The organism is Coleofasciculus sp. F4-SAH-05 (assembly GCF_040222985.1).
GTDB classification, from domain to species: domain Bacteria; phylum Cyanobacteriota; class Cyanobacteriia; order Cyanobacteriales; family Coleofasciculaceae; genus Coleofasciculus; species Coleofasciculus chthonoplastes.
Genome location: NZ_JAVKBY010000218.1, coordinates 1 through 13033 on the forward strand (window position 1 = coordinate 1; position 13033 = coordinate 13033).

General features: G+C 42.8%; 15 protein-coding genes and 1 pseudogene. 3 read left to right on the top strand and 13 right to left on the bottom strand.

The window, feature by feature from the left end; all coding sequences use genetic code 11:
• The 9 genes and pseudogenes from RIG27_RS27100 to RIG27_RS27140 all read right to left on the bottom strand — a co-directional run.
• A partial coding sequence (locus tag RIG27_RS27100; RefSeq protein ID WP_446350274.1) for a roadblock/LC7 domain-containing protein occupies positions 1-257 on the bottom strand: 257 nt, incomplete at its 3' end.
• A 69-nt stretch (positions 258-326) separates the two neighbouring features.
• On the bottom strand, positions 327-824 hold the full coding sequence (locus RIG27_RS27105; RefSeq protein WP_446350275.1) for a hypothetical protein: 498 nt from the start codon (positions 822-824) through the stop codon (positions 327-329).
• A 273-nt stretch (positions 825-1097) separates the two neighbouring features.
• Positions 1098-1469: a roadblock/LC7 domain-containing protein gene (locus tag RIG27_RS27110; RefSeq protein ID WP_446350276.1), complete on the bottom strand. Its 372-nt coding sequence runs from the start codon at positions 1467-1469 to the stop codon at positions 1098-1100.
• 272 nt (positions 1470-1741) lie between these two features.
• The gene (locus RIG27_RS27115) at positions 1742-2239 is read right to left on the bottom strand and encodes a hypothetical protein (RefSeq protein ID WP_446350277.1); all 498 of its coding nucleotides are present in this window, start codon (positions 2237-2239) and stop codon (positions 1742-1744) included.
• 181 nt (positions 2240-2420) lie between these two features.
• A complete protein-coding gene (locus RIG27_RS27120) occupies positions 2421-2951 on the bottom strand; it encodes a GTP-binding protein (RefSeq protein ID WP_446350278.1) in 531 nt (176 codons plus the stop codon).
• A gap of 273 nt (positions 2952-3224) precedes the next feature.
• A pseudogene (locus tag RIG27_RS27125) lies at positions 3225-3317 on the bottom strand (roadblock/LC7 domain-containing protein); the annotation flags it as partial.
• Between the two features lie 57 nt (positions 3318-3374).
• Positions 3375-3929 carry a protoglobin domain-containing protein gene (locus RIG27_RS27130; protein ID WP_446350279.1) on the bottom strand — a complete coding sequence of 185 codons (555 nt, stop codon included), beginning with the start codon at positions 3927-3929 and terminating at the stop codon, positions 3375-3377.
• 703 nt (positions 3930-4632) lie between these two features.
• On the bottom strand, positions 4633-5004 hold the full coding sequence (locus RIG27_RS27135; protein ID WP_446347654.1) for a roadblock/LC7 domain-containing protein: 372 nt from the start codon (positions 5002-5004) through the stop codon (positions 4633-4635).
• Positions 5005-5225: 221 nt separating this feature from the next.
• Positions 5226-5696, bottom strand: a complete 471-nt coding sequence (locus RIG27_RS27140) for a hydrocarbon-binding protein (RefSeq protein WP_446347652.1) — start codon at positions 5694-5696, stop codon at positions 5226-5228.
• Positions 5697-6581: 885 nt separating this feature from the next.
• On the opposite strand from RIG27_RS27140, the gene RIG27_RS27145 reads away from it, so the two are divergent.
• Positions 6582-6860, top strand: a complete 279-nt coding sequence (locus RIG27_RS27145) for a GNAT family N-acetyltransferase (RefSeq protein WP_006102076.1) — start codon at positions 6582-6584, stop codon at positions 6858-6860.
• 263 nt (positions 6861-7123) lie between these two features.
• Here RIG27_RS27145 and RIG27_RS27150 read toward each other — a convergent pair whose 3' ends face one another.
• From RIG27_RS27150 to RIG27_RS27160, 3 genes are all read right to left on the bottom strand, one after another.
• Positions 7124-7594 (bottom strand): hydrocarbon-binding protein, encoded by a 471-nt coding sequence (locus RIG27_RS27150; protein WP_446350280.1) that lies wholly within the window; start codon positions 7592-7594, stop codon positions 7124-7126.
• 347 nt (positions 7595-7941) lie between these two features.
• The gene (locus RIG27_RS27155) at positions 7942-9042 is read right to left on the bottom strand and encodes a saccharopine dehydrogenase family protein (RefSeq protein WP_446350281.1); all 1101 of its coding nucleotides are present in this window, start codon (positions 9040-9042) and stop codon (positions 7942-7944) included.
• 294 nt (positions 9043-9336) lie between these two features.
• Complete coding sequence (locus RIG27_RS27160; protein ID WP_446347647.1) at positions 9337-9519, bottom strand: hypothetical protein; 183 nt, start codon at positions 9517-9519, stop codon at positions 9337-9339.
• Between the two features lie 145 nt (positions 9520-9664).
• Between RIG27_RS27160 and RIG27_RS27165 the strand changes: the two genes are divergently transcribed.
• Entirely contained in the window at positions 9665-9991 is a 327-nt protein-coding gene (locus RIG27_RS27165) for an STAS domain-containing protein (protein WP_006101943.1), read from the top strand.
• 622 nt (positions 9992-10613) lie between these two features.
• On the opposite strand, the gene RIG27_RS27170 is transcribed toward RIG27_RS27165, so the two are convergent.
• Positions 10614-11753: a PP2C family protein-serine/threonine phosphatase gene (locus RIG27_RS27170; protein ID WP_446347645.1), complete on the bottom strand. Its 1140-nt coding sequence runs from the start codon at positions 11751-11753 to the stop codon at positions 10614-10616.
• Positions 11754-11969: 216 nt separating this feature from the next.
• Between RIG27_RS27170 and RIG27_RS27175 the strand changes: the two genes are divergently transcribed.
• Positions 11970-12413 (top strand): ATP-binding protein, encoded by a 444-nt coding sequence (locus tag RIG27_RS27175; RefSeq protein WP_446350282.1) that lies wholly within the window; start codon positions 11970-11972, stop codon positions 12411-12413.
• The last annotated feature ends 620 nt before the right edge of the window (positions 12414-13033 follow it).

Consider the following 13033-nt stretch of genomic DNA (forward strand, 5'->3'; position numbering starts at 1 on the left):
GTCAAGACACTAAAGCCTTTTGCACCCTCGACATAGATCCGGTCAACTGTACCGCGAACTAATTCTTTACCAATCCGTTCACCTAAGGAAAGCATCGCCGCTGACATCGCAGAAACCCGTTCGTCATCCATACCACTGGGTAAAGTCGTCGCCAGAGGTAAACCATCCGGCGTGACAACTGCGGCTCCTTCAACATCAGAGGTGGCTGAAGCAAAGTCTTTGATGATCATTCCCAGTTTTTCAGCATTAATAGCCATTGTCATACTCCTTGTTCAATTTCAAATAGTCTTTATCGCGATAGATACTGAACGAAAACTCGAACCCTTTTAGTGATTGACTGCAGGAAGAGCGGCGTACTCTAATAGATCAAAATTGCCACCCCGTAAGACGGATTCAGTTTGAGTTCCCCGTAGGCGCTTACCTAAAAATGTTTCGAGAAATCCTTGAATTGCCCCCATGGTGAATGTACATTGCCGGGATGAGCCTTGAGATTCACCGGCTGAACAAACGGTTTCGTGAGTATAAACTTTGTAGATATCACCCTCTTGGATAAGTTTGTCAATGACGCACAAACGAGTTCCCTCTTTGCTCAAGGCTTCCTGCATTTTTACCGTCACATCTTCCAGGGACATCGAGGAACCATTACCCACCAAATCCAGGTCTTCGGCTAGCTTTTTACCCCGTTGGCGACCCGCAGAAATCATCGCGATCGCGGCGGCTTTTTCGCCCAGTGCTTCTTCAACTCCAACCACGATTGCTTTCAAGCAAACAATGCTGCTAAAGTCTCCCAGTTCTTGACGTATTTTATTCTGTGCAATTGCCATAATATTTTCCTCATTTGATGCCAAAAATTCTGACACCGATAGTTTGTTTAGCTGTATAAAAATATTATTTTTATACAGCTAATTTTTAGGGTTAGTTTTAGGTAATAATCCCTACTTCTGTTTTAGCAAATAATTAGAAAAATGTCTGTAGTTTTCTATGATGTTTTTATGAAGCATATATAAACTCTATGCATGGTTATATTTTCAAAAAAATAAATAAAATTTATTGGCGCAATTAATGTCTGAATCAATGCAATATTTTTAAACGTTTTTTTACGACAAAAATAAATTGAATTGAGTAATCGTTTGTTTAATTTCTAATTTCAACAGTCCCGGTTTAGCTGCCTTACTTGCTAAAACCAGAAAAACAGCATCTTCCCCGCAACTGGTTAAAATACTTAAGCCATAATTACCTTCCACAGAAATGCGATCAATAGTTCCCCGAGCCAGTTCGTTACCAATCCGCTTACCCAGAGATAACATCGCTGCTGATATTGCCGATACCCGTTCATCATCCATATCAACTGGCAAACTAGCAGCTAGGGTTAAACCATCGGGAGTAATCATTGCTGCACCTTGCACATCAGGGGTATTGCTTACAAAGGTTTGTAAAATACGCCCTAATTTGTAAGGATTAATTGCCATAGCCGTCGTTTTGCTTAAATTGATTCAATAATCTCCTTTGTGCAAACGTCATGTAGAGACGTTCTCAGAGAACGCCTTTACTCAAATCATGACGATGTTCAGCTTTTTTGTGTATTTATAGCACTACCAGGATACGTTAGAACATTCTCCTGTTGCCCGTTGCCTATTGCCTGTTGCCTTTTCACCCAATTGTATTGCCCTAACCTGAATGCGTAGTGCTATATTTTATTGACGCTATTTTGTACTCGTACAATCCAATTGCAAAAACCAGATTATTTTTGGATAGCGCCTAAAATCTTGTACTCGAAAACGTCGTGAGTTCCTTCCCGTAATGTTGATTCAGTCTGAGTTCCCCGTAAACGTTTACCTAAAAAGGCTTCAAGAAACCCTTGAATTGCCCCCATCGTAAATGTGCATTGCCGAGACGAGCCTTGAGGTTCACCTGCTGAACAAACAGTTTCGTGAGTATAGACTTTATATCCTTCGTCTTCCTGGGTGATCTTGTCAACCACGCACAAACGAGTCCCCTCTTTCCCTAGGACATATTGGACTTTTTGGATCATATCTGCTAAAGAAACTTCTTTGCCCTTGTCCACTAAGTCAAGCTTTTTAGCTAACATTTTGCCCCGTTGACGACCCGCAGAAATGAGCGCAATTGCTGTAGCTTTATCGCCTAAAGCTTCTTCAACACCAGTAATAATGGCTTTGAGGCAAATAATACTGCTAAAGTCTCCAAGTTCTTGACGTAGTTCATTCTGTGCAATTGCCATATTCATCTCCTTAGTTGTATTGATTTGATTGTAATCAGTTAACCTTCTGTTTACTATTTCTCAAGTAAAAATATCATTCAGATATTTATCTATAAAAATATTTTTAAGTTTTGTCAAATATAAGATAAATACTTTTACAATAAAAGATATTTTTAACTTAGAAATTGGCTTATAAATTCATCTAAATAACTTGATTTGTTAAAACCGTTAGTGCGGTCACAACCGAAATTTTTAGTCGAGGATTAACCTGCAAAATAGCTGAACGATGTTTATCATTTAAAATGCCTAAATGTTCGACTATTTTTTCTGTCGGTATAGCCCCCGAACAATCAGTATGAGTTAAACCAATAACCATCGGGACTTGAACGCGATCGTTCATAAAAGCTAAAATATCTTTAGCGTAGGAAAAACTATCTGCTTGATTAGCTTTCACCAGTAGAATATAAGCATCAGCCCCTTTAATTAAAATATCCCACATAAAATCAAAGCGGGTTTGACCGGGAGTCCCATATATATGCAAGTTTTTATTGGCATCTAACACCAATTTGCCAAAGTCTAACGCAACAGTAGTTTTATCCTTAAATGAGAATTCTCTTTCCGAATTACTAACCTTACGTTCTATTTCTACAACCTCAATTTCACTAGCTGTACGTACAAAAGTAGACTTACCTGCTCCGACAGTTCCGGTTATAACTATACGTATATTTTTCATGAACTTTATTTGACCATTTTTTGTTGTTAGTTTGATTAGGTGGCATAACGATAGCATAAATACTTATTACATAAAGTTGTTTTAGTCACCTACAGAACTCCAAAAACTAAATCACAACTATCTTGAACTCAAAGAATACGTTTGGTGTTTGATGTGGAAGGAAAAACAGAAAATGCTGTTCAGGGTATAGTTGAGCAATGTCAGGATATTTATTGCTATTATTTTGCAATTAATTACAGCCTTTTAAATAGTGCCTGACGATTGTTTTTTGCTTTACAGCAAGATAGACTTAAGGTCACCAATAGTCCGTTTTATTTCCAACATCAAAAGTCCTTGTTTGGCTTGTTGAGTGGCTAAAACGAGAAATTGATTGTTTGACTACTGCTAAAATTTGAGAGATTGCTAATACAGTTAAGTGTTGAATTATATCGAAGCTGCACCTGTGGAAATGAGGCGTTTGAATAAGCCTTCTGTCCAGCCAGTTTCTTGAAGTACGGCGGCTGACGTGACTTCAATATAGGCTTGTTCAATAAATACCAGATCAATCATGCAAATTCGACTGAGGGCATCCCGTAATTCTTCATTTTTGTCTGCCTCTTTTAGCTTTTGACCTACAGCATTAACCACAATTGCCATGGCTGGAACCACATGTTGCGGTCCAATGCCAATCTGCACATGCACTAGACCAATTCGCCAGCGGCAATCGGCATAAGCATTACCCCAATCATCTATACCTGTAAACATTTCGTAAAACCATTGCGTAAAGGTTTCACGCAGACGATGCATTCGTCCTTCTTTTGCATTCAAAATTTCGCTCATTTCTGGATCTCGTCCCAAATAAGCATAGAAATGATTTGCCATTTCTGGAGCGATGTCTTTGCCCCAAGTCGCGTTGGTTTTGAGGATTGCTTTGTCTTCATCGGTAAAGCTAATACGCTTTGCCATTTTTTGCATAAATGCATCAGCATATAAGGTCATAGTTTTCTCTTGCTAGCATGAATTTTTAATCTTCTTTATTAATAACAAATAATCTTTATATTTGTCCATATTTTTTTGTGCTGTTTTTGTAAAGAAACTTGTATGTATAAAATTAAGCAGCACATTTTATTTAAATACCAAATTAAAAGCAAAGCATAGCATTTAAATAAACTGAATACAACGCACATTTAGGATGAATGTCACTGACTTAAAGCTGGTGGGCAATGCCCACCCTACGGTATTAACACTAACACGGCTACACAAACTAAATCTGCCTCAAACCTTTGCCAATGACAAAGGACAAAAGACATAACGTTCCTGACATTACCTTTTTTCGTGGGTTAGCAGATAAGTCCGGAGGTTAACTCAAATTAGTATTGTGGTTATCTCTAGTCTTGTCTCCAGATATACAATTTCGCTTATGTATATTTTTATTATTTGTCATCATAATTTAAGGATACTTCGCTTGTGTTGCACGGAAGGGGGAGCCATGTAGAGACGTTCCGGTGGAACGTCTGGAAGCAGGGGAAGCAGGGACACCCTCGCTGAAAATTATGATTGGCAAGGGTTGTGGCTTAAGTTGACACCAATGCTGAAAGCCCCTCCCCTTGCAGGGGAGGGCTAGGGAAGGGGGCTGACGCCCCAGTTAATTGACCAGCAGTATCCTGGAAAAAGTCAGGGTGTGGGTAAGAGACTTACCGAACTAGTCCAAACTGACTTTAATCTGGGTAACAGTTCGACCTATATCTAAGTAGAGAGCGCCTTGTTTGGCATCTTTCCCAGCTAGAACGATGAAAACGGCTTCTGGACCGCAATCGGTCATAATGCTGTAGCCGTCATCACCTTCGACTAAAATGCGACTGGTTTGACCTCCCAAGAGTTCTTTGGAAATTCGTTCACCCAGAGACAGCATGGTGGCGGACATTGCTGAGATACGCTCTTCAGCCACTGAACCCGGTAAGCTAGACGCCAGGGGTAAACCATCCGGCGTGACAATTGCAGCACCTAGCACGTCAGTTGTCGTTGAGACAAAATTCTGAACCAGGTGACTCAGTTTCTGAGTATTGATTCCCATTTTTGTGTTTCTCCTTAACGTTAATAGAGGACAATGAAGTTAAGTTATGTAACTAGGACAAGCATGGCTGACTGGTTCGATGTTATAGCTACCTACTTCTGGGTTTTAGCCCAAACGGTAAGGCTACCCAGTCAGCTCACGATGAGCAAATGAAATGGCGGCTAAGAGAAGATTTGCCGAGTGTGATAGCAGAGCAATCCTCTTAGCTGCTTTTTGTCGAATTACTCAACAGTAATAAACTCGAACAGGTCGTAAGAATCACCTCGAAGGACTGATTTTGTTTGTGAACCCTTTATTTTTTGCTGAAGCAGTTCGGTTAAAACGCCCCAAACTAAACCGAGGGTAAAAGTACATTTAGGAGGTTCTTCATCAGTTCCGCCGATCGCGCAGAGGGTTTCTGTGGCGTAAACCTTGACAGTGTCGCCCTCTTGCGTAATCTTGTCGATGATACACAAACGAGCGCCCTCTTCACCCAAAACTTCGGCGATTTGCTTGGTTGCATCTTCCAAGTTTTGGGTCGTCCCTTTGAACCCTAGCTTTCCCGCTAGTTCTTGCCCATGCTTACGACCAGCCGCCGTCAGAGCAACGGCTGTCGCTTTTTCACCTAAGGCATCGCTCATCCCTTCAACCAGCGCCCGGAAGGATTCAATACTGCTGAATTGTCCTAATTTATCTCGTTTGAGTTCTAACACGTTGACTCCTTATTTTTGACAACATATAGTTGGAACACTTCATCAACCAATAAGGTATTTAGCAAGAAAATTATAGCCAGTTAAATTGCCATTAATTCAAGAATTTATTGAATAATACTAAATTCCTGATCATAGATATTTAGCTGTCTTTAGACATATTGTCTTGCTGTTTCTATGAATACTATACCGATTGAATTGATGCAATCCGGAAACTTATATATTTTTTTTTGCCGATAAAAAGTGGTCAAGATGCTTGCACTAAGAATGATGAACTGGCAACTTGAGTAGAATGCCACTGACTGGTATGTTGGTGGGCAATGCCCACCCTACGGTATATCAAAGGTTTCGGTGATTCCCTAATGCAAATTTTCAGTGCCATTCAACTTGATTCTCTCTCTGTTCAATTGTATTACATGCAATACATTTGGCAAGTCTTGACACGGACTCAACCCATATAAGCTAATAAGTAAGCTATAATATAGACATGTGTTAAAAAGGATAAAACAACTCTCTATTTTTCTCTGAATCATGGAATTTAGCCTCGAAAACTTGACACCATCTTTCAGATTTGCTAAGGAGAATCTATTCAAAAAAGAATAGTCCTAAGACTCATTAAAATCGGTTGATTAGAGTAAATCAACCATCAGGGCAAAAACTGAGACAATCCTAAGAATTTTGAGTGTCTTCAGCAATACAGCCCAGGATTTGTAGAAAAACTAGCTAGTGCAGCGCACTTGAATTTAGCCAATACCTCTGAGTTCAGCGTCGCTACAGGTGTTCATTTTTCGGAAAACCCTGTAACCTGTATCCCACCTCATTACGTTATCAGCCTTTGGCATCGAACTCAGGTTAATACAACGCCGCGATTCAGCGGTAAGGTGAATTATGTTTGAATTAATCGTCCAAAACGAGATTGTCGGGGAAATCGTGTTTAGCATCGCTCCCGATGGGTTTGGTGTCATTAATCTCATCGAAGTTAAGCCTAACTGTCGAGGTAAAGGATTCGGAAATCAGCTTTTAAACGAAGCCATCGCTCAACTTAAATGCCAAGGCGTTAAAGGAATACGTCTAACTCCGATCAAAACTAAGACTCCTTTTATCGTAGATTGGTACAAAAAGAAAGGATTTGTCTTAAACAGAGACAGAATGCTTTTAACGTTTTAACCGTTGCATTCGGGTCATACTGAGATCTTACGCCAGTAGCAAGAGGGTTTTCTATAGTGGCGTGTAAAATTGGGGAATAGATTTTGCGGGTTGTAGGGGCGCACCGATGTGCGCCCCTACAATTTTGGAAAAAACCTTATCTTTTTCCGCTTCTACATACCAATAAATAATGTAGAGGCGTAGTATGCTACGTCTCTACTAACGGCGGCTTTTTTCCTTTAAAATTATCCTTTAAGAAAATAAAAAGCCGCTCTTTTTAGAGATTAGGTGAGTATGGTAAACTCAAACAAATCGTAACTGTCACCCCGGAGTACCGATTCCGTTTGACTTGCCTTCAGTTTCGATTGGAGTAGTTCACCTAAGACTCCCCAGACTAAACCGAGTGTAAAGGTACACTTGGGAGGACTTTCCTCGGTTCCACCGATCGCACAGAGGGTTTCTAAGGCATAGACTTTGATGGAATCACCGTCCCGAACAATGCGATCAATGATACAAAGACGAGAACCTTTTTCTCCCAAAAGTTCCGTGATTTGTTTGGCGGCATCCTCTAAGTTTTGTTCGGAACCGTTGAAGCCCAACTTTGCAGCAACTTCCTTACCGTGCTTCCGACCCGCAGAGGTCAGTGCTACGGCTGTAGCCTTGTCTCCTAAAGCGTCTGTCATGCCTTCCACAATCGCTCGGAAGGATTCAATGCTGCTGAGTTGTCCTAGTTTATCGCGTTTTATTTCTAACATATTTGCTCCTTACTTTTAGGATAGATTAATGAGATGTGTTCTTCATTTATCTAGGTGTTTAGTTATACAGAAGTAAGTCGATAAGTTTCTTGATGTTTAGGTATGATTAACAACCAAGCCTAAACATCAAGAAACTCTCAAGAGTTTACACTCATTTTTACATCTGTAATACTTTTAAACCATACTAAGCTTAGCTTAAAACTCCGGAAAAAGCCCAACATTTTCTGGTTCTATCAATCAAAAAAATAAAACTAAATATTGTTAGGTGCAAAATAATACAAATTGAATAATTCGTTTCCCCGCAAGTTTCCAAAAATATATCAACTCTAACAAATAACGTTCAAGTTTTAGGTCAGTGGGGTCGTTTGCGAATAAATTTGGATATTTCGGCGTTGCATCGCTTGTTCAAATAATTCCGTTGTCAGCGCTTGTTCAACTGACCAAATACCCGGTTTACTGAGTTGACCTGCCAAGATAGACTGGGCGATGCTGCCTGTACCTGCACCAGCCGCTGCTGCCGTATTTTCATGCACCAAGGTTGAGATAACAGTGACAGGTTTGCCAGCCTGGTAACCTGTGACTTGGGCGCGAATGGCAATTCCAATGCCACTGATGCGATCGCTAAGTTGGGTCATACGGTAGCTGAGTTGGGACAGATACTCGATATTTTCGGGTTTCCTTAACCAATCGGCGGGAAACAGATGGGCGGTGATCCAGGTGAGGTGGTTATAAATATCGGGAATTGAGCCAAACTTGGTGATCACGGTTTTCACGGGGAAGGAGTTGACAAGGGTAACGGTTTCGGGTACATCAAACCAGTAGACACCGACTTTGCCATAAGGTTGGGGGAAATGAACCGTTTCGCGATCGCTATAGGGTTTTACCTGACGCCACTGGTTATCAATCCACGCCTCAAAGGGTTCTAATAACCCCAGAAACGTGGTTCGCATCACCGTTACGCCAGCCCCACCGGAACCGGTTACACCATAACTCAGGTGAATGGTTTCCGGCTGATCCAATTGTTCAACCGCCTGACGCACCATGCTATTGGAGATTCCCGGAAAAACCCCAGTATTGATAATCGCCGTGACACCCGCCGCCCCTGCTGCTTCGTGACTGGCGAAGGCTTTGTGAATAAAGGCGCGATTATCACTCACATCCAGATAATTTACGCCCATCTCAAGGCAGGTTTTGAGAACCGAGGCGTCTCGATAGAGAAAAGGACCCGCACAATGGATGACCAGATTATGAGACGCGATCGCCCGCCTCAACCCATCGCGATCGGCTAAATCTAGGGTGAGAAACTGCACCTGCGGCGAAAATGCTGTCTTTGATGTCCGGTGACGCCCTGTAATCGTAATTTGTGCTGGGGTATGGGCAATGAGATCTTGCATAACATTGCTGCCGATACGTCCTCGTCCTCCCAGAATCAAAACTTGGTCTGTCATTGCCCAATTTAGTAATATCCTTACTGAAGCTTACCAAGTCATTTACCCCTGAGATCAAGGTTGCCGCTACCTGGGACGTCCAAAGTCATCCATTCAAACCTCACTCAACAGTCTCCAGATTTTATCGAATCCGGCAAGAAGTCCTTCACCTTTAGTGACGGGATGAATTGCCAGAAAAGATGGTAATATCTGTACATACCGTCGGGCGGACGGTAATCCACGCTTGAGGAGTACGGAGCATACCGTAGACATGAGTGTATAAGACCACAGTAAGGGAAACCTGAACGGCAATATTCAGCCCAAGAATCCCTCGCTTTTAGCCAAGGGAGCGTCAAAGTTAATGTGCTTACCGAAAAAATCCGGATGGATACGGCTGGACTCGGTAAGGAGTGACGTATCTCCACCCAAGTTGAGATACATTCCATCCCTGACCAATGCAGATAGCTGATCCAAGGAAAACAGAATGAAGTTACTCAAGAGAGATATCTCTATAATCTCTCCAGAGGATAAAAACTGCCTAAAAACGACATCTCTTCTCAGTCCCAAAATTTGGCTGATTTGAATTGTCGCGGCTATACTGGCAAGGTCTGGATATTTCTGTAACGGCAGTCATAAGTAGTATATGAGTCCTGTGGTTAAAGTTGTTCAACCCTCTGGTATCTTAGATGGCACAAAAGCCGGTCAATTTCGTCAAGAGATTAGCGACCTTGTGCAATCAAATGCCGACATCGTATTGATTGATTTTCAAGACGTTACCTTTATGGATAGTTCGGGCTTAGGGGCGCTAGTTCTTGCCCTTAAGACCGTTCGTGCTGCTGGGGGAAAGCTCTTTGTTTGCTCAGTCAACGAACAGATCAAAATGTTATTTGAACTGACAAGCATGGATCGGGTCTTTGAAATCTTTCCCACACGAGAAGCGTTTGAGGAGGCTGTCTCTTCTAGTGCATAATTCTCTAGGTTAGCCCAATTTGGCGAAGCCCAGTAAGAATCCCCGTGCTGAAGGGAGAGTATTAAGCTCCTATTTTCCTTGCGCATAAGCAAGAAGTGGGCTTTAGCATATCCCCACTATAAAACGCTGGAGGTATGGTTCCAAAGGCTGTACTGAAGGAAGCCTACATTCTAATCTTTGATTGAATGTAGGAGGATGTCACTAACAACCCGCCAGGAATGCAAATCCTTGGCGGGCAATTCTTCTATCCAAATATGGGGTTCTATGGCTAATACCCAATCCGTTTGGGGAATTTTGACTCCCTTTTATACTGTTCCGTTTGTGTAAGGCTTTTAGGGATATTTACAAAATTTAATACGAATGGCGCTGACTGGTATGCTGGTGGGTTTCGACTTCGCTCAACCCACCCTACGGTATATCAAGGTTTTGTTGAGCCAAAAATGCTTATTGAGCGTGGCATCTTGAGCAGGTTTTAGTTGAGGGATACCATTGGTCAACCACGACCAAGGTTGACCCCTCTGCCTTCTGACCTGTCCTTAAAGGGGAGAGTCAACCCAGATTGAGGGCGGGAAACCCCGACGTCAGCCGTTCCTTCGCCAGCTTAGGAAGTCGGGGAGCCCATCTAATCAAAGTTAATTTCTAGCAAAGACAAATCATCATCGAAAAAGTCGTTGGGATTTAATATGTCAACGCCCTCTAAGATCGAGTTTAGATTACACGAGCTATCTATTCTACACTCACCCAGAAGTTTGACGAATGAGTCAAGTCCCCAGATATTACCATCGGGTTGGTGAATCTCGTAAATCCCATCACTGAAAATGTAAAGGGAACTGGATTCGCTGACGTCGCAGCTATCATCAGCATACTCAGCCTCAAGCAGCATACCCACAGGCAGTCCCGTTGTCTTCAAAAGATTGACCTCCAGACTAGATGATGGCTTACCCGAGAATAAGACAGCCGGTGGATGTCCAGCACTGGCATAAACAAGTTGACGCTTCGTCCGATTATAGACTCCATACCAGATGGTAAAGTATTTATCGTTGCGTGCTGTCATCTGAAAGGTCTGGTTTAACCCTCGCAGAACGTCGCTGGGTTGGTAATAGTTAATATTCGGCAGGGTGCGTGCTTTCAATAGATTTAACACCGACAGCGTTGGTAAGGCGGCTCTCAAGCCATGCCCAGCCGTATCTAACAGATAAATTGCCAGGTGTTCTGAATCCAACCAGTAGTAATCGAAGCCATCACCTCCTAATTGCCGAGAGGGAATGAATCGAGAGTCAATAGTCACAGGCGGTTCAGTCATCTGGTCTGGCAGAATGGAACGGACGTACTCCGCCGCTTCTGCGAGTTCCATTTCCAGCAACTGTTTTTGGTGCTGCAAATCGCGGCTTAGTTCATGCAATCTCAAGCCGGAACGCACTCGCGCCTGCAACTCAGCGATTTCGATTGGCTTACAGATAAAGTCATCCGCCCCAGCATCCAGTCCCTTCACGCGATCCCCAACGGAACCGAGAGATGTCAGCAAAATGAACATAGTGGTTGATAGTGCTGGGGTTGCCTTAATTTGACGACAGACTTCTAGTCCGTTCATCCTTGGCATAATCCAATCACAAATGACCAACGCCGGACGCAACTGCCGCGCAAGTTCAAGACCCTCTTCGCCGTTGCTAGCGATGGTGACGTCATAACCTTGGTTATGAAGCGTCCGTTTCAGCAGTATTTGAATGGCAGGGTCGTCATCAATAATTAGAATTTGGGTCATGGCATCGAGATAATACAAGTCACTCAAGGAGATTGCAGATGCACGCGCTTACAACAAGAAGGAAGACTCGAGGAAGCTATGGTTACTTTCATGAGAAAGTGATAAAGATCGCAAGGTCAGTGCATAAATGGTAGAGCAAGGGATAAATCTAGGGTAGACTGGATTTTTTCACAGGGAGTATCTGTTCATTTTAATTCTGAATTTGATGTCGTTGATGTGAAAGGCTTTGAGCAGTTGAGAGAGCTTCAAACATTTAGCAAGCAATTTCCTTCCGACCTGAATGCGTTAGACCAGGTTTTATCCTGGTTTGGGGAGCTTCACCCCTCCTCAATCGAAACAAAACTCTGGTTACAGTGCAAACTAGCGCTTGCGGAAGGATACACTAACGCGGTGAAATATGCCCACAAAGACCTGCCGCCCAGTGTTTCCATTGAGGTTGAGGTAATTCTGGGGCAATCGCCCCAACGCCTAGAGATACGGGTCTGGGACTGTGGAGCGCCTTTTGATTTTGAACGGCGGCTCCGAACTCCGTCGTCCTTACCTGCTGATCAGGCGGAAGGAGGGCGAGGATTGGCTATCATGCAAAAAATTGCCGATAAGCTCAGTTATACACGCATGGATGATAACCGCAACTGTTTGACGATTGTTAAATTTTATTAAAATTCCCGACCGCCCGGTGTCGGGAAGCAGGGGAACGGGGGCTGAGGTGCAGGGGTGCATATTTCAATTGATCGGCTTTCCGATAAGCGAAAACCCAGCTTCTCAAGCTGGGTTACTGTTTCGGCTTTACCTTCAATTGCTCTATCTGCTCCGAATAACTTAATCAAACTGGGTTAAATCTAGCTTGATGCTCAAGCTTAATTCAGCGGCTTACCTGGTGAATCACCATTTAGCGACCGCTGCCGCGATTGTCATCGTTGCCCTTAGCATCAAACGTAAGACGCTTGGCTGATTGATTGGATAAAATGACTACGCTTTCACGTTCTCCCCTAAAATAGGATGCTGGTGAAAACTTCCTCATGTTGTTGCACATCGCTTGTAGATCTCCGTGTCCAAGTTGCTACAGCCTTTTTTCCAATCGACAGTGGGCAAATCAGGACAAACCGCTCGTAAATGTCTACCCATACCTACCCAAAACTAAACATTTTGGGGAGGCGGGGTGAGCGTGCAGACTCAGCCGTAAAAAAGAGTAACCTACCATCTGGCAAGGTTGGCTACGCTTTTTTGGTCATGACACCCAAGAATGAACGCTAGTTTTTGGCACTGTCGGAACTATCAAC

Excerpts from the sequence above, each read along its gene's own strand:
- RIG27_RS27120 (WP_446350278.1), bottom strand. The coding sequence starts at position 2,951 with ATGAAAAATATACGTATAGTTATAACCGGAACTGTCGGAGCAGGTAAG.
- RIG27_RS27105 (WP_446350275.1), bottom strand. The coding sequence starts at position 824 with ATGGCAATTGCACAGAATAAAATACGTCAAGAACTGGGAGACTTTAGC.
- RIG27_RS27110 (WP_446350276.1), bottom strand. The coding sequence starts at position 1,469 with ATGGCAATTAATCCTTACAAATTAGGGCGTATTTTACAAACCTTTGTA.
- RIG27_RS27150 (WP_446350280.1), bottom strand. The coding sequence starts at position 7,594 with ATGTTAGAAATAAAACGCGATAAACTAGGACAACTCAGCAGCATTGAA.
- RIG27_RS27165 (WP_006101943.1), top strand. The coding sequence starts at position 9,665 with ATGAGTCCTGTGGTTAAAGTTGTTCAACCCTCTGGTATCTTAGATGGC.
- RIG27_RS27170 (WP_446347645.1), bottom strand. The coding sequence starts at position 11,753 with ATGACCCAAATTCTAATTATTGATGACGACCCTGCCATTCAAATACTG.
- RIG27_RS27130 (WP_446350279.1), bottom strand. The coding sequence starts at position 3,929 with ATGACCTTATATGCTGATGCATTTATGCAAAAAATGGCAAAGCGTATT.
- RIG27_RS27135 (WP_446347654.1), bottom strand. The coding sequence starts at position 5,004 with ATGGGAATCAATACTCAGAAACTGAGTCACCTGGTTCAGAATTTTGTC.
- RIG27_RS27115 (WP_446350277.1), bottom strand. The coding sequence starts at position 2,239 with ATGGCAATTGCACAGAATGAACTACGTCAAGAACTTGGAGACTTTAGC.
- RIG27_RS27155 (WP_446350281.1), bottom strand. The coding sequence starts at position 9,042 with ATGACAGACCAAGTTTTGATTCTGGGAGGACGAGGACGTATCGGCAGC.
- RIG27_RS27145 (WP_006102076.1), top strand. The coding sequence starts at position 6,582 with ATGTTTGAATTAATCGTCCAAAACGAGATTGTCGGGGAAATCGTGTTT.